Source organism: Geodermatophilus sp. SYSU D00708 (genome assembly GCF_054050115.1).
Genome location: NZ_JBJGYS010000004.1, coordinates 116,992 through 132,023, shown reverse-complemented (window position 1 = coordinate 132,023; position 15,032 = coordinate 116,992). Strand labels below are relative to the sequence as shown.

Genomic DNA, 15,032 nt, shown 5'->3' with positions numbered 1-15,032 from the left:
CCTCAGTCGATCATGGGGTTGTCGCCGGCGGGCGCGCCGCCACCCGGCGTGTCGCGCGGCGACAACCCCATGATCGACTTCGTGGCGGGGGTGGTCAGCCGCGGGGCGGCGCGTCGCCGTTCCCGCCGAACTGCTCCCGCACGGCCGGGTCGGCGGCCGGCCCGCTGTCGCGCACGTCCTCGGTCACCTGGGACAGCGGCGGCGGGGTCGGGATGGCCGGCGCGCTGTCGGTGATGCTGGAGAGCTCGATCCGGGCCTCCGGCTGGTCGGCCGCCCTCGGCAGCTGGGACTCGAACCAGCCGCTGGTGTCCAGCCCGCCGTCCGCCGGGCGCGAGCCGCCGTCGCCGGGCGAGCCGACGTCCATCCACGACGTCCCGCTGCCGGCGCCACCGAGGTTGGCCAGCCCCTCCAGCGCCTTGCTGAACTCGCTGGGGACGATCCACATCTTGTTGGCGTCGCCCTGGGCGATCTGCGGCAGGGTCTGCAGGTACTGGTAGGCCAGCAGCCCCTGGTCGGGCTTGCCGTCGTGGATGGCCTGGAAGACCGTCTCGATCGACTTGGCCTGGCCCTGCGCCTGCAGGAACAGCGCCGCCCGCTCGCCCTCGGCCCGCAGGATCCGGCTCTGCCGCTCGGCCTCCGCCTCGAGGATCGCCGCCTGCTTGCGGCCCTCGGCCGACAGGATCGCCGAGGCCTTCTCGCCCTCGGCGGAGGTGATCGCCGCCTGCCGGTGTCCCTCGGCGGTGAGGATCACCGCGCGCTTGTCCCGGTCGGCGCGCATCTGCTTCTCCATGGAGTCCTGGATGGACGGCGGCGGGTCGATCGCTTTGATCTCCACGCGGGCCACGCGCAGACCCCAGGGGCCGGTGGTGCCGTCGAGCACCTCCCGGAGCTGGCTGTTGATGCCGTCGCGCCCGGTCAGCGCGCCCTCGAGGTTGAGCCCGCCGACGACGTTGCGCAGCGTCGTGGTGGTCAGCTGCTCCATGCCGGTGATGTAGTTCGCGATGCCGTACACGGCCAGCCGCGGGTCGGTCACCTGGAAGTAGACGACGGTGTCGATGCCGACCTGCAGGTTGTCGGCGGTGATCACCGGCTGCGGCGGGAAGGAGACGACCTGCTCGCGCAGGTCGATGGTGGCGCGGACCCGGTCGATGAACGGCACCAGGATCGACAGGCCCGGCGACAGCGTGCGGCTGTAGCGACCGAGGCGCTCGACGACCTTGGCCTGCGCCTGCGGCACGATCGTCACGCTCTTGGCGACCACGATGACCACCAGCAGCGCGATGACGATCAAGGCGATGAGTGCGGGCTCCACGGAGTTCCCTTCGTCGGGTGGTGCGGGGTTCAGTCGAGCTCGAGGGCGTCGCCGACGACGGCCGTGGCCCCGTCGACCTGGAGGATCCGGACGGTGGCCCCCACGGGGAAGTTCTCCCCGCCGTACTGGCTGCGGGCGGTCCACTCGTCGGCGCCGAGCCGGATGCGGCCGCCGTGCCCGTCGACGGCCTGGGTCACCCGGGCCGTCCGGCCGATCAGCGTCGCCACGCCGTCCAGCTGCTCGGGGGTGCGCTGGGTCAGGTGCCGCTTGGCCAGCGGCCGGACCAGCGCCAGCAGCACCGCCGAGACGACGATGAACCCGACCAGCTGCAGGACGACGGGACCGCCGAGCAGGGCGACGGTCATCCCGCCGAGCGCGCCGCCGGCGAACATGAGCAGCACCAGGTCCATGCTCGCCATCTCCCCCGCGGCGAACAGGCCCGATGCGATGAGCCACAGCAGCCAGGCGTCCACGTGATCACTCTCGCAGAATCGGACGGCAGAGTGATCGATCTCAACACCATCGTCACCTGGCCGGGGGCCCGGCATAACCTCGCTGGGTGCACGACTTCCCCGCGGGCCGGTTCGCGGTCTGGGCGACCGCCTGGCTCTCCGGCCGCAGCTCCTACGACGAGGCGCTCGACGCGCTGGTCGGCGACACCGCGCACCGGGTCTCCGGCCTCCCCGGGACCGACGAGGCGGTCCCGCTGGGCTGGGCCCTGACCGCGCTGCGCGGCCTGGGCGAGCGCCGGTTCCGACTGGTGCTGCCGGTGCCGGGCGACGTCCGCGGGCTGCCCCGCGTGCCGGGGCTGACCGAGCTGGCGCTGGAGGCGGGGCAGGCCGCCGTCGGCGACCGGCTCGCGCTGGTGCCCGAGCCGCTCGGGCCCGAGGCCGTGCAGTGGACCGCCTTCTCCCTGGACGGCGCCGCCCCGGCACCGCCGCCGGTCGAGGGGAACCTGCGCGCGGTCTCCGGAGAGCTCGACCTGGCCATCTCCGACGCCGCGCGGACGCTGGGCCGGCTCGACCTCGCCCGCTGGCACCCGGAGGTCCCGACGCTGCTCGCCGGGCTGGCCCAGGCCGCGCACGTCCCCGGCATGCCGCCCGGCTCGGACCCGCTGGCGCTGTCGCTGCTCGCCCGCGCCCAGCGGCTGGCCCGGGTGCTGGACCTCGCGCTCACCGACGCCCCGGGCGGCGCGGTCACCCACGGCCAGGCGGTGGCCCGCGACGACGCGCTGCGCCCGCTGGGCGAGGCCGTGCGCGACGCGGTCACCGCCGCCTTCAACCACGTCGACCGTCGTCCTCCGGACGACACCGCGGCCAGGTAGCGTCCCCGGCCGCCGTTCCTGTGGCGTTGCCGGGGTTCCTCGCGCTGTGCCGGTGCTGCAGGCCCGGCAACGGGCGAGCAACCCCGGCAACCTGCTCAGCCGGTCGGACGGGGCCGCGGCGCGACGAAACAGCAGGCGGCGGGGCAGCTGGTGCCCAGCCGCGGCGACCCACCGGCGCGCCGCTCGCGGAGCAGGTCCACCAGCGAGCGGACGAACGCCGGGTGCGTGCCCGCCGTCCCGGCCCGCGCGAAGGCCAGCCCCAGCTCCCGGGCCGTCTGCTCCGCTTCGTTGTCGAGGTCCCAGACGACCTCGAGGTGGTCGCTCACGAAGCCGACCGGGAAGACGACGACGGCCCGCTCCCCCCGCTCCGCCAGCGCCCGCAGGTGGTCGTTGACGTCGGGCTCGAGCCACGGCACCGACGGCGGGCCGCTGCGGCTCTGCCACACCAGGTCGAAGGGCCGGCCCGGGGCGGCGGCGTCGACGACCTTCTGCGCGGTCACGAGCAGCTCGGCCTGGTAGGCCCCGCCGGCCGGGCCCGCGACGGCGGCCATGGAGTCCGGGATGCTGTGCGCGGTCGCCACCAGCCGGGCGGTGTCCCGGACGTCGTCGGGCAGGGTCGCCAGCGCCGCGGCCAGCGCGTCGGCGTTGGCCTGCACGAAGCCGGCCGTGTCGAAGTAGTGCGGCAGCTTCTCCGCGGTCGGCCCGCCCGGCGCGGCGGCGTCCCCGGAGAGCGCGGCCCGCGCCCGGGCGACGTCCTCGTGGTACTGCCGGCAGCCCGAGAACGACGCGTAGGCCGACGTCGCCAGCACGTGGACGTGCTCGACGCCGTCGTCGGCCATCTGCCGCCACACGTCCTCGACGTAGGGCGCCCAGTTGCGGTTGCCCCAGTAGACCGGCAGGTCGACCCCGGCCGCGGCCAGCTCGCCCTCCAGTGCCGCGAGCAGCGCCTGGTTCTGCTCGTTGATCGGGCTGACCCCGCCGAAGTGGTGGTAGTGCTCGGCGACCGCCTCGAGCCGCTCCCGGGGGATGCCGCGGCCGCGGGTGACGTTCTCCAGGAACGGCATCACGTCGTCGTGCCCCTCCGGCCCGCCGAAGGACAGGAGCAGCAGCGCGTCCCGTCGTCCGGCCGGAGCGGGGTCGGACGACGGCAGGCGCCCGCCGTTGTTGCGGACGGCCAGCGAGGGCTCCTCGTCGGGTCGCTGTCCTGATGGGGTGATCTCGACGGTGGAGCGGGGCACGTCCGTTCTTTCTCGGGGAGGGACGACGACGGATGCGGTCACACGCCCACGGCGTGGAAACCCCCGTCGACGTGCACGATCTCGCCGGTGGTGGCGGGGAACCAGTCCGACAGCAGGGCGACGACGGCCTTGCCGGCGGGCTCGGTGTCGGTGACCGACCAGCCCAGCGGGGCGCGGCCCTCCCACGCCTCCTCGAACTGGGCGCTGCCCGGGATGGACTTCATCGCCATGCTCCGCAGCGGGCCGGCGGCGACGATGTTGGACCGCACGCCCTCGGGACCGAGTTCGCGCGCCACGTAGCGGCTGACGGACTCCAGCGCCGCCTTCGCCGCACCCATCCAGCCGTAGACCGGCCAGGCCACGGAGGCGTCGAAGGTGAGCCCGACGACCGAGGACGGGTTGCCCAGCAGCGGCCGGCAGGCCTGGGCGAGCGAGGCATAGGACCACGACGAGACCTGGAACGCCGTCGCGGCGTGCTCCCACGCGACCTCGGGGAAGCCCTCCCCCATCGCCTCCTGCGGGGCGAAGCCGATCGAGTGGACGACGCCGTCGAGGGTGTCGAAGCCCTGCTCCCGCAGCCGGTCGGCCAGCGTCGACAGGTGCTCGGTGTTCGTGACGTCCAGCTCGATCACCGCCGCCTCCTGGGGCAGCCGCTTGGCGATCCGCTGGCACAGCGACAGGGCGCGGCCGAAGTTGGACAGGACGACGGTGGCGCCCTGCTCCTGCGCGATGCGCGCGGTCGCGTACGCGATCGACGCCTCGGTGAGGACCCCGGTGACCAGGACCTTCTTGCCCTCGAGGATGCCGCCCATCAGTGCCCCATTCCCAGTCCGCCGTCGACCGGGACGACCGCCCCGGTGATGTAGCCGGCCGCGTCGCTCGCCAGGAAGCGCACCACGCCCGCGATCTCCTCCGCCGAGGCGTAGCGCCCCAGCGGCACCTGCCCGAGGATCTCCTGCTGCCGCTTCTCCGGCAGCGCCGCCGTCATGTCCGTCTCGACGAAGCCGGGCGCCACCACGTTGGCGGTGATGCCGCGGCTCCCCAGCTCCCGGGCGATCGAGCGGGCCAGGCCCACCAGGCCGGCCTTCGACGCCGCGTAGTTGGTCTGCCCGGCCGAGCCCAGCAGCCCCACGACGGAGGAGATGAAGACGATCCGGCCCGAGCGGGCCCGCACCATCTTGGCCGCGGCCCGCTTCGACACCCGGTAGGCAGCGGTGAGGTTGGCGTCGAGGACGTCGGTGAAGTCCTCCTCCTTCATCCGCATGAGCAGCCCGTCCCGGGTGATGCCGGCGTTGCTGACCAGCACCTCGACCGGGCCCTGGTGCTCCTCGACCTCGCCGAACGCCCGGTCGACGTCCTCGGCGCTCGTGACGTCGCACTGCACGCCGAAGAGCCCGTCGGGGGCGCCGCTGCCGCGGTGGGTGACCGCGACCGAGTCGCCCTGCTCGGCGAAGGAACGGGCGATGGCCAGCCCGATCCCCCGGTTGCCGCCGGTCACGAGCACCGATCTGCCCACGTGCCACTCCCCTGCGCCGACCACTCCGTCGGGTGCCGAACCTAGTCGGTGGCCGCAGGTCACACCCGCGCAGTGCGGGGTCCGGGGCCGGGGCGGTCGATCGGGCCGGTCCCCGGTTCCACCGCGGCCGGATCGGAAGCCGCCGCTCCACCGTTCGACGGCCCCGGCCGACGGCGCCGGGGAGTGCCCGACCGGGCATGGGGAGTCATGCCGGGGTCCGCCCGGCCGCCGGTATCACCGCCCTGCTCCGCTGCGCAGGGCGTGGGGTCGGCCGTGTGACCTGGGTGCGCCTCCGCGGGCGCTGCCTTGACGCGTGTGGTGCGCATCACTACGAATACGTATGCATTGCCTCCCCACCCTCGACGCCCCGGAGTTGCCGTGCCCAAGCTCAGGTGGATGACCAGCACGCTGACCGCCGGCGTGCTGGTGGCGACCCTCGCGGCGTGCGGGGGTGACGACGGCAGTGCCGAGCCGGCCGCCGGCCCCAGCGGATCGGGCACGGGGGAACCGGAGAAGACCGAGCTCACCGTCGGCACCCTCCCCATCCCCGAGGTGGCGCCGCTCTACCTGGCCGTCCAGGAGGGCTTCTTCGAGGACGAGGGGCTCACCGTCACCGCCGAGGCCACCCAGGGTGGCGCGGCCGCCGTCCCCGCCCTCATCGCCGGCGACCTCGACGTGACGTTCGGCCAGAACGTCGCCTTCCTCGTCGGCGTCCAGCAGGGGCTGCCGCTGGTGTCGGTGGGCCAGACCACGGCGATCGGCGAGGAGGAGCCGGGCAACGGCGTCTTCGTGGCGGCCTCGTCGCCGATCCAGGGGCCGGCCGACCTGGCCGGCACCACCATCGCCATCAACACGCTGAACAACATCACGCAGTTGCGGACCCTGATCGACCTGGAGGACGAGGGGGTCGACCCCAGCGGCGTCGACTTCGTCGAGATCCCGCTCGCCGACATGCCCGCCGCGCTCGAGGCCGGCCGGATCCAGTCCTCGTTCAGCGTGGAGCCGTTCACCACCATGATCGAGGCGGCCGGCGCGCGGCAGGTGCTCGACGCGGTCAACGACGACCTCACCGGCATCCCGGTCGGCGGCTTCGCCGTCAGCCGCGAGTTCGCGCAGCAGAACCCGAACACCGTGGCGGCCTTCCAGCGGGCGCTGGCCAAGGGCGCCGACATCGCGATGGACGACCCGCAGGCCGTCCGCGACGTCCTGGGCACCTACACGACGCTCTCGCCGGAGCTGATCGAGCAGGTCGCCCTGCCGACCTACATCGCGCCGGACGACACCGACAGGCTCCAGGACCTCGCGGACCTGATGGTCGAGCACGACTTCGTCACCGAGGAGCTGGACGCCTCGCCGTTCGTGACCGCCCCGTGAAGACCATGACGTCGCTGCTCCTGCGCGCCGGCTCCGGCGACCGCGACGGGCTGCGCGCCGCCCTCGAGGAGGAGGCGGCCCGCGTGTGGGGTCAGGTCGGGGACCGTCCGGGGGCCCGGGTCCGCGTGCTGGACCTCCTCGACGGGGTGGTCGACGGCAGCTCGCACCAGCTGGCCATGGGCGGGCAGCCCTTCGACGCGGAGATCGAGGCCGGGTGGGACGACGCTCCCCTCGCCGAGCTCGTCCCCGTCTTCGCGGGCCTGGCCGGCCGGCTCGGGGCCCTGGTGGACGCCGGGGACTCCTACGCCCAGGTCGGCACGGTCTACCCGTTCACGCCGCGGGAGACCGACGTCGTGACCCTCGTGGTGATCAGCCGGGCACTGACCATGAGCTGGGACGCTCACCACTCGCACTGGCTCAACCGGCACGGGTGGCTGGTCAAGCCCGGCGCGGACGCGCGGGGCAGCGGCTACCGGCAGTTCCACGCCGACCCCAAGGCCAGCTCCTTCGCCGCCCGCGCAGCCGGGGTCGGCCGCCACGAGTACGAGGGGTTCGCGATGGCCTACTTCGACGACCCGGAGGCCTACCGGGCGGTGATGGTCAACGCCCGCCCCGAGGTGCTGGAGGACGAGCGCCGGTTCATCGACATGACCGACTCTGCCCCCGGCGTCTACCGCGTCACCACCGTGCACCAGGCCTGAGCCGGCGGTCCCCCGGCCGCGCTCACCGGGCGCCCGGCTCGACCATGAACCGGGCGAAGAACTCGCCGAGCTCGTCGGTGGCGTCCAGCGGCAGGACGTGCGCGACGTACTGGTCGGGACGGACGACGACGACGCAGCCCTGCGCGCGGTCGATGCCGCGCAGGTCGAACACGTCGGTCCCGGCCTTCAGGTCGGGGCAGAAGACCTTCTCGTAGTCGACCAGGCCGAACCGGCCCTTCCGCGGCAGCAGCAGGGGCGGCAGCCCGGTGACCGACAGCTCCCGGTGGCCCTGCTGGACGACGGCGCGCAGGTCGAACACCGCGTCGACGTCGGCCCCCTCGGGCGTGTACCGCCGGACCGGCGACCGGTCGGACTCCGCGAGGAACTCGCAGAACGCCCGCAGCCGGGAGTCCGCAGCGCGCGGGTCGGCCGCGTCCGCGAACGCGTAGAGCCGCCACCGGCCGTCCGCCCGCGCGACGTGCCCGAGGTGCACCGCCTTGGCGTCGGCGAGCCGGACGACGGGCGCGGAGTGGAACCGCTCGCCGATGACGAACCCCTTGGCGAGGTCCTGGGAGGTCGTCGCGCCGGTGATCAGCGAGCGCTCGTAGTGCGTCGCCACGCCGGCGGTGAACCGGCCCTGCTCGGAGTAGAGGCGCTGCAGGTCCGGAGCGTCGCCGCCCTCGCCCCCGGCGTCCGTGGGCCGGGCGCTGTGCTTTGCCGCCCACTCGCGGTCGAAGTCGATCAGCCGCTGCGCGACCGCCTGGCGCTCGGCGGAGTAGGTGCCCAGCAGCTCCGGCGCGGCGCGGCCCTCGACGACCGCGGCGAGCTTCCAGCCGAGGTTGAACCCGTCCTGCATCCCGACGTTCATGCCCTGCCCGGCCTTGGGGCTGTGCGTGTGGCAGGCGTCGCCGGCGATGAACACCCGCGGCAGGCGGGACCCGACCTGGTCGGCGGGGACGTCGTCGAACGCGTCGGTGAGCCGCTGGCCGATCTCGTACACCGACCACCAGACGACGTCCCGCACGTCGAGCGTGTACGGGGAGAGGATCCGCCGGGCCGACTCGATCAGCCGGTCCACGGTGATACCGCGCGCCGCCACGCGCTCGCCGGGCGCGAGGTCCTCGAGTTCGATGTAGAACCGGACGAGGTAGCCGCCCTCGCGCGGGATGAGCACGATGTTGCCGGCCTCGGACTGGATCACCGCCTTGAACCGGATGTCCGGGAAGTCGGTCACGGCGAGGACGTCCATGACGCCCCAGGCCTGGTTGGCCGAGTCGCCGCGCAGCTCCCGGCCCATCGAGCGGCGCACCGTGCTGCGCGCCCCGTCGCAGCCGACGACGTACCGGGCGCGGACGGTCACCTCCTCCCCCTCCCGGTCGGGGCCGGTCCGCGCGAGGGTGACCTCGACCGGGTGGTCGCCCGAGTCGCCGACGACGACGTCGCGGACCTCGAGGCCGTAGTCCGGAGTCACGCGACCGGGCGAGCGCCGCATGAGGTCGAGCAGGTGCTGCTGGATCCGCGCCTGGTTGACGATGACGTGCGGCATCTCCGACAGGCCGTCCTCGACGTCCTGGATCCGGCCGCCGCGCGCGATGCGCGTGCGGTCCCCGTCGTCCGGGCGCCAGAAGACGGTCTCGTTGACCCAGTACGCCTCCTTGAGCAGCCGCTCGGTGATGCCGAAGGCCTCGAACATCTCCACGGAGCGGCAGGCGACGCCGTCGGCCTGGCCGAGCTCGAGCGGGCCGGGCCGCCGCTCGACGACGCGGGTGGTGATGCCGGGGAAGGCGGCCAGCTGCGCGGCCAGCACCAGCCCGGCCGGCCCGGTGCCGACGACGAGGACGTCGACCTCCGCGGGGAGCTCCCCGGGCTCCCCCTCGGCACGCGGTTCCGTGCCGGGGGGCAGCTCCGGGTCACCGGGGTGGTAGCCGTCCAGGTAGAACTGCACGAAGGCCTCCTCCGATCCGGTCCGGCGTCGTCGACCCGGGACGTCCGCCGTCTCTCAGGACACCACGGTCGCCACCCGGCGCCCACCCGGGCTACCAGAGCAGGGCGTCGAGGTCCGGTTCGGCCTTCAGCGTGCCGTACTCGACCGCGGACGCACCCAGCGCCGTCAGCGCCTCCTGGTTCACCTCGGTGCGGTACACGGGGAGGGTCAGGTTCACGATCAGCTTCGGCGCCAGCTGCGTGTAGGTGCCGATGACCCGGCGCACCTCGTCGGGGTTCTGCCGGCAGAACTCCAGCGACCGGTTCATCGCCGACCGGAAGGCCTCGACCAGCTCGGGCTGGCTCTGAGGTCGTGGCCGGCCAGCAGCGTGGAGATGCCGCGCACCGCCGCCGGCAGGACGCCGCGGAACGAGGCGTGCCGGGTGGGGAACGGGCACCGCGACACCGACGGCGCGATCCAGGCCGGCATCCGCATCCGTTCGGCGAGCTCGACGGCCGGCCCGTTCGCGGCCACCGCGTCCACCGCTCCCCCCGACCAGCACCGGGTTCCGCGCGGCGGACAGGACGGCGACGAGCTCGTCGACCTGCGCCGGGGACGGCCAGGCGGCCTGGGCGACGGCGCGGTCGGCCAGGTGCTCGCTGTCGGGCCCGGCCTCCTGGGCCCAGTCGTCGTAGGGCACGGAGACGAAGACCGGGCCCTGCGGCTCCAACAGGGCGTTGTGCGCCGCCTGGCTGATCGTCCGCGGGACGTCGGTGGCGCTGGCCGGCTCGGCGCTCCACTTCACCAGGGGTCGGGACGAGGTGCGGCTGTACTGGCAGGCACGGCACCGGGAGACAGCGGCCCAGCTGTGGTTCCGCGGGGCCATCGTGGCCGCGCTGGCCCCGGAGGCGGCACCGGCCGGCGCGCCTGAGCGGGGACGTCGCCGGCCGCCCCGCCCCACCCGTTCCCCCGCGGCGCCCCGTGGCATAGCGTCGGGGAGGTCGGGTAGTGGCCGATGAAAGCGGGCGCGGCGGATCCGGAAGTCAGCCCGACGGAGAACGGGACGTCGCACATGAGCCGTAGCGCCACCCACCGGTTCAGCAACACGGCCGTCCTGACCGTGCAGACCGCCGACGCCTCCCGCGTCGTCACCTCCGACGCGCTCGACGAGGCGCTCGCGGACACCTATCAGCGGGTCGGGCTGCGTCCCGGCCTGCTCGAGCGCCTCGCCGGGATCCGGGAGCGCCGCTGGTGGCCCGAGGGCGTCACCTTCGTCGACGGCGCCGCGACGGCCGGAGCCAAGGCCATCAGCGAGAGCGGGGTCGACCCGGCCGGGATCGGCGTGATGATCAACACCTCGGTCAGCCGCCGGTACCTCGAGCCCTCGACCGCGGTCGCGGTGCACCACGCGCTGGGCCTGCCGCGGTCCTGCCAGAACTTCGACGTGACCAACGCCTGCCTCGGCTTCGTCAACGGCATGGAGCTCGCCGCCGCCATGATCGACTCCGGGATGGTCGAGCACGCGCTGATCGTCAACGGCGAGGACTCCCGCCCCGTCCAGGAGCGCACCGTCGACCGGCTCAACCAGCCCGACACCGTGTCCAAGGACGTGCTGGCGCAGTTCGCGACCCTGACGCTGGGCTCGGGAGCCGTCGCCATGGTGCTGGGCCGCGCCGACCGCCACCCGGAGGGGCACCGCCTCGTCGGGTCGGTGAGCCGGGCGGGCACCGAGCACCACGAGCTGTGCGTCGGCGACAACGACATGATGCGGACCGACCTCAAGGGCCTCCTGGACGCCGGCCTCGACCTCTCGCTGCAGATGTGGGCCGACGCCGCGGTGGAGTTCGACTGGGCGCAGGGCATGAGCCGCTACGTCATGCACCAGGTGTCCAAGGTGCACACCAAGGCCATGTGCGACCGGTTCTCCGTCGACCCCGCGCTGGTGCCGACGACGTTCCCGACCCGCGGCAACCTCGGCCCGGCGTCGGTCCCGTTCACGCTGGCCGGCGAGCAGGACTCGCTGGTGGACGGCGACCGGGTGCTGCTCATGGGGATCGGCTCGGGCCTCAACGCGTCCTGCCTCGAGATCGCCTGGTGAGGGCGGACGACGCCGCGAGCCCCCCGCCGGCACTCCCCGGTCTGGACCCCGCCTGGTCCCGGCTGGTCCCCGTCAAAGACCGCACCGGCGTCGAGCACACCTGGCACGTCCTCGACAACGGCGTCCGCGACCCGGCCGGGACGCTGCTGTGCGTCCACGGCAACCCCACGTGGTCCTACCTGTGGCGCCGGCTGCTGGCCGCCGCCCCGCCCGGCTGGCGCGTGGTCGCCCCCGACCAGCTGGGCATGGGCTGGTCCGACCGCCCGGCCGGGCCGCGGTCGCTGGCGCAGCGGGTGGCCGACCTCGGGGACCTCACGGCGGCGCTCGGCGTTGCCGGGCCGGTGGTCACGGTCGGGCACGACTGGGGCGGCGTCATCTCCCTCGGATGGGCCCTCGAGCACCGGGCGGACCTGCACGGCGTCGTCCTGGCCAACACCGCCGTCGCCATGCCCGAGGGCGACCTCGGGCCGGCGCTGATCCGGCTGGCCGACGTGCCCGGCGTGCGCGCGGCGGTCACCGTCGGCACCCCCGTCTTCGTCCGGGCGACCACGGCGCTGTCGCGGCCCGCGCTGCCCGCCGACGTCCGCGACGCCTTCGCCGCGCCCTACCGGTCGCCGTCACGCCGGCGGTCGGTCGGCGACTTCGTCGCCGACATCCCCTTCTCCCCCGGCCACCCGTCCCGCCCGGTGCAGGAGGCGATCGCCGAGGGCGTCCGCACGCTCGACGTCCCGGCGCTGCTGCTGTGGGGCCCGCGCGACCCGGTGTTCGGCGAGCGGTACCTCTCCGACCTGCGCCGCCGCCTGCCGCAGGCCCGGCTGCACCGCTACGAGGGCGCCTCGCACCTGCTCCCCGAGGACGCGCCGGAGTACGCCGCGGCCGTGGCCCGGTGGGTGGCCGACCTGGGGACCGGCCCGGTGGAGTCGCCGGCCCGCCCGGTGCGGGACGCCGGACGCCGCCTGTGGTCCGCCCTGGACGAGCGGTCGGGCGACGACGCACCCGCGGTCGTCGAGGTCGGCGGCACGACGGTGAGCTGGGCCCGGCTGGCCCGGCGGGTGGCCGACCTCGCCGCCGGGCTGGCGGCGTCCGGGGTCCGGCCCGGGCACCGGGTCGCGCTCCTCGTGGAGCCGTCGGCCGACCTCACCGCCGCGGTGTACGCGGTGTGGCGCGCCGGTGCCGTGGTCGTCGTCGCGGACAAGGGCCTGGGGCTGGCCGGGATGCGCCGGGCCCTGCGCAGCGCGGCGGTCGACTCCGTCGTCGGCAGCCGGGCCGGCCTGGCCGCCGCCCGCCTGATGGCCCTGCCCGGCTCCCGGATCGCGGCCGGCCCGGCGCCCCTGCGCGCGCTAGGGGCCGCGCACACGCTGGCCGGGCTGGAGGCCCTCGGCCGCACGGCGCCGGTCCCGGCCGAGGCCCCGCTGGACGCCGACTGCGCCGTGCTGTTCACCTCCGGGGCGACGGGGCCGGCCAAGGGCGTCGTCTACACGCACCGCCAGGCCGCCGCCCAGCTCGACCTCATGCGGTGCGCCTACGGGCTCAGCGCCGAGGACCGGTTCGTGGCGGCGTTCGCGCCGTTCGCGATCCTCGGGCCGGCGCTGGGCATCGGGTCGGCCGTCCCGGACGTCGACGTGACCGCGCCGGCCTCGCTGACCGCGGCGGCGCTGGCCGACGCGGCGGCGGCCGTCGACGCGACCGTGGTCTTCGCCTCCCCCGCGGCGCTGCGCCGCGTGACGGCCACGGCGGCGGACCTGTCGGAGGAGCAGCGCACGGCCCTGTCCCGGGTCCGGCTGCTGATGTCGGCCGGCGCCCCCGTCCCGGCGTCCCTGCTGCGGTCGCTGCGCGCGGTGCTGCCCGCCGCCGACGCGCACACGCCCTACGGGATGACCGAGGTCCTGCCGGTCACCGACGTCTCCCTCGCCGGCATCGAGGCCGCGGGCACCGGCGACGGCGTGTGCGTGGGCCGGCCCCTGCCCGGGGTCGACGTGCGGATCAGCCCGCTGTCGGCCGACGGGCGGGCCGACGGCGAGCTCACCGACCGCCCGGGCGTCCCCGGCGAGGTCTGCGTGCGGGCCGCACACGTCAAGGACCGCTACGACGCGCTGTGGGCGCTCGAGCGGTCGACGTCGCGGGACCCCGGCTGGCACCGCACCGGCGACGTCGGCCACCTGGACGCCGAGGGGCGGCTCTGGATCGAGGGCCGTCTCCAGCACGTGATCACCACCGCGGCCGGTCCGGTGACGCCGGTCGGGGTCGAGCAGCGGGTGGAGGCGCTCGCCGGGGTGTCGGCCGCCGCGGCCGTGGGGGTCGGGCCGGCGGGGACGCAGGCGGTCGTGGTGGTCGTCGTGCCCTCCGGCGTCCGCCCCCGGCGCGGCGGCCGGACGGCGCGGCTGGGGCTGGCCGGGGAGGACGTCGCCGCCGCGGTCCGGGCCGCCGCCGGGACCGACGTCGCGGCGGTGCTGACCGCGGCGCGGCTGCCGGTCGACGTGCGGCACCAGTCGAAGGTGGACCGCGCCGAGGTCGCCCGCCGCGCCGCACGGCTGCTGGCCGGCGCCCGGGCCCCCCGCCGACCGTGAGGGTGCTGGTCACCGGCGCCAGCGGGATGCTCGGCCGGGCCACGGCCCGCGGACTGCTGGAGCGCGGCGACGAGGTGACGGTGCTGCAGCGCCGCCCCTCCGGCCTGCCGTGCGCGGAGGTGCTGGGGGACGTCGCCGACCCCGCGGTGGTGGCGCGGGCCGCCCGGGGGCAGGACGCCGTGCTGCACCTGGCCGCGAAGGTGGACGTCACCGGCCCGTGGGCCGAGTACGTCGCCGCCAACATCGAGGGCACCCGCACCGTGCTGGGCGCCTGCCGGGCCGCGGGCGTCGGCCGGCTGGTGCACGTCTCGTCCCCGTCCGTGGCGCACGCCGGGACGCCGCTGACCGGCGTGGGCGCCGGGGCCGCCGACCCCGCGCGGGCCCGCGGCCGGTACGCCCGCTCCAAGGCCGTGGCCGAGTCCGACGCCCTGGCCGCGGACTCCTCGTCGCTCGCCGTGCTGGCGGTCCGTCCGCACCTGGTCTGGGGTCCCGGCGACACCCAGCTCGTCGCGCGCATCGTGCAGCGGGCCCGGGCCGGGCGGCTGCCGGTGATCGGGTCGGGGGCGGCGCTGATCGACACGACCTACGTCGACAACGCGGCGGCCGCCCTGGTCGCCGCCGTGGACGCGTGCGGGCCGGTGCACGGCGAGGCCCTGGTCGTCTCGAACGGGCAGCCGCGCCCGGTCGCGGAGGTCCTGGGCCGGCTGTGCGGGGCCGCGGGGGTGCCCGGGCCGCGCGGCCGGGTGCCGTTCGGTGCGGCCTGGCTGGCCGGCGCCGCCGTGGAGGGGGTCTGGGCGGCCGCGCGCCGTCGCGCCGTCCCCCCGCTCACCAGGTTCCTGGCCGAGCAGCTGGCGACCGCCCACTGGTTCGACCAGAGACGGACGCGGGCCGCGCTGGGGTGGCGGCCCGAGGTGACCCTCGAGGAGGGGTTCACGCGCCTGCGCGACTGGTACCGCGCCGCCGCCCCGGGCTGAGCGC

The 15,032-nt window shown here is 75.3% G+C and carries 13 protein-coding genes; 6 read left to right on the top strand and 7 right to left on the bottom strand.

Annotation, left to right across the window (positions count from 1 at the left end):
- Positions 1-94 precede the first annotated feature (94 nt).
- Together ACI79D_RS05585 and ACI79D_RS05580 are read right to left on the bottom strand one after the other, a co-directional pair.
- Complete coding sequence (locus ACI79D_RS05585) at positions 95-1,312, bottom strand: SPFH domain-containing protein (RefSeq protein ID WP_456917330.1); 1,218 nt, start codon at positions 1,310-1,312, stop codon at positions 95-97.
- Positions 1,313-1,341: 29 nt separating this feature from the next.
- Positions 1,342-1,785 carry an NfeD family protein gene (locus tag ACI79D_RS05580; protein ID WP_456917329.1) on the bottom strand — a complete coding sequence of 148 codons (444 nt, stop codon included), beginning with the start codon at positions 1,783-1,785 and terminating at the stop codon, positions 1,342-1,344.
- A gap of 86 nt (positions 1,786-1,871) precedes the next feature.
- On the opposite strand from ACI79D_RS05580, the gene ACI79D_RS05575 reads away from it, so the two are divergent.
- Positions 1,872-2,636, top strand: coding sequence for a hypothetical protein (locus tag ACI79D_RS05575; protein ID WP_456917328.1), 765 nt, complete (start codon positions 1,872-1,874; stop codon positions 2,634-2,636).
- A gap of 95 nt (positions 2,637-2,731) precedes the next feature.
- Here the strand turns inward: ACI79D_RS05575 and ACI79D_RS05570 are convergent, their stop codons facing one another.
- Genes ACI79D_RS05570 through fabG form a run of 3 tightly spaced genes read right to left on the bottom strand, consistent with a single transcriptional unit; the run spans position 2,732 to position 5,390 of the window.
- Entirely contained in the window at positions 2,732-3,874 is a 1,143-nt protein-coding gene (locus ACI79D_RS05570) for a ferrochelatase (protein WP_456917327.1), read from the bottom strand.
- A gap of 38 nt (positions 3,875-3,912) precedes the next feature.
- Positions 3,913-4,686, bottom strand: coding sequence for an enoyl-ACP reductase FabI (fabI, locus tag ACI79D_RS05565; RefSeq protein WP_456917326.1), 774 nt, complete (start codon positions 4,684-4,686; stop codon positions 3,913-3,915).
- A complete protein-coding gene (fabG, locus tag ACI79D_RS05560; RefSeq protein WP_456917325.1) occupies positions 4,686-5,390 on the bottom strand; it encodes a 3-oxoacyl-[acyl-carrier-protein] reductase in 705 nt (234 codons plus the stop codon). The genes fabI and fabG overlap by 1 nt, the downstream gene beginning before the upstream one ends.
- A gap of 396 nt (positions 5,391-5,786) precedes the next feature.
- Here fabG and ACI79D_RS05555 point away from each other — a divergent pair, with 396 nt between their 5' ends.
- Both ACI79D_RS05555 and ACI79D_RS05550 read left to right on the top strand, forming a co-directional pair.
- Positions 5,787-6,764 (top strand): ABC transporter substrate-binding protein, encoded by a 978-nt coding sequence (locus tag ACI79D_RS05555; protein ID WP_456917324.1) that lies wholly within the window; start codon positions 5,787-5,789, stop codon positions 6,762-6,764.
- A gap of 5 nt (positions 6,765-6,769) precedes the next feature.
- Positions 6,770-7,465, top strand: a complete 696-nt coding sequence (locus ACI79D_RS05550) for an EthD domain-containing protein (RefSeq protein ID WP_456917323.1) — start codon at positions 6,770-6,772, stop codon at positions 7,463-7,465.
- 22 nt (positions 7,466-7,487) lie between these two features.
- Here the strand turns inward: ACI79D_RS05550 and ACI79D_RS05545 are convergent, their stop codons facing one another.
- Positions 7,488-9,410 carry an FAD-binding monooxygenase gene (locus ACI79D_RS05545; protein ID WP_456917322.1) on the bottom strand — a complete coding sequence of 641 codons (1,923 nt, stop codon included), beginning with the start codon at positions 9,408-9,410 and terminating at the stop codon, positions 7,488-7,490.
- 91 nt (positions 9,411-9,501) lie between these two features.
- Positions 9,502-10,194: a hypothetical protein gene (locus ACI79D_RS05540; protein ID WP_456917321.1), complete on the bottom strand. Its 693-nt coding sequence runs from the start codon at positions 10,192-10,194 to the stop codon at positions 9,502-9,504.
- Positions 10,195-10,461: 267 nt separating this feature from the next.
- Here ACI79D_RS05540 and ACI79D_RS05535 point away from each other — a divergent pair, with 267 nt between their 5' ends.
- From ACI79D_RS05535 to ACI79D_RS05525, 3 genes are read left to right on the top strand one after another with little or no spacing between them, the layout of a single operon-like run.
- The gene (locus ACI79D_RS05535) at positions 10,462-11,487 is read left to right on the top strand and encodes a 3-oxoacyl-ACP synthase III (protein ID WP_456917320.1); all 1,026 of its coding nucleotides are present in this window, start codon (positions 10,462-10,464) and stop codon (positions 11,485-11,487) included.
- Positions 11,484-14,054, top strand: coding sequence for an alpha/beta fold hydrolase (locus ACI79D_RS05530; RefSeq protein WP_456917319.1), 2,571 nt, complete (start codon positions 11,484-11,486; stop codon positions 14,052-14,054). The genes ACI79D_RS05535 and ACI79D_RS05530 overlap by 4 nt, the downstream gene beginning before the upstream one ends.
- On the top strand, positions 14,051-15,028 hold the full coding sequence (locus tag ACI79D_RS05525; protein WP_456917318.1) for an NAD-dependent epimerase/dehydratase family protein: 978 nt from the start codon (positions 14,051-14,053) through the stop codon (positions 15,026-15,028). Before ACI79D_RS05530 ends, ACI79D_RS05525 begins: the two co-directional genes overlap by 4 nt.
- The last annotated feature ends 4 nt before the right edge of the window (positions 15,029-15,032 follow it).

Coding starts and splice junctions, on each gene's coding strand:
- ACI79D_RS05555 (WP_456917324.1), top strand. CDS start 5,787: ATGACCAGCACGCTGACCGCCGGCGTGCTGGTGGCGACCCTCGCGGCG.
- ACI79D_RS05535 (WP_456917320.1), top strand. CDS start 10,462: ATGAGCCGTAGCGCCACCCACCGGTTCAGCAACACGGCCGTCCTGACC.
- fabI (WP_456917326.1), bottom strand. CDS start 4,686: ATGGGCGGCATCCTCGAGGGCAAGAAGGTCCTGGTCACCGGGGTCCTC.
- ACI79D_RS05550 (WP_456917323.1), top strand. CDS start 6,770: ATGACGTCGCTGCTCCTGCGCGCCGGCTCCGGCGACCGCGACGGGCTG.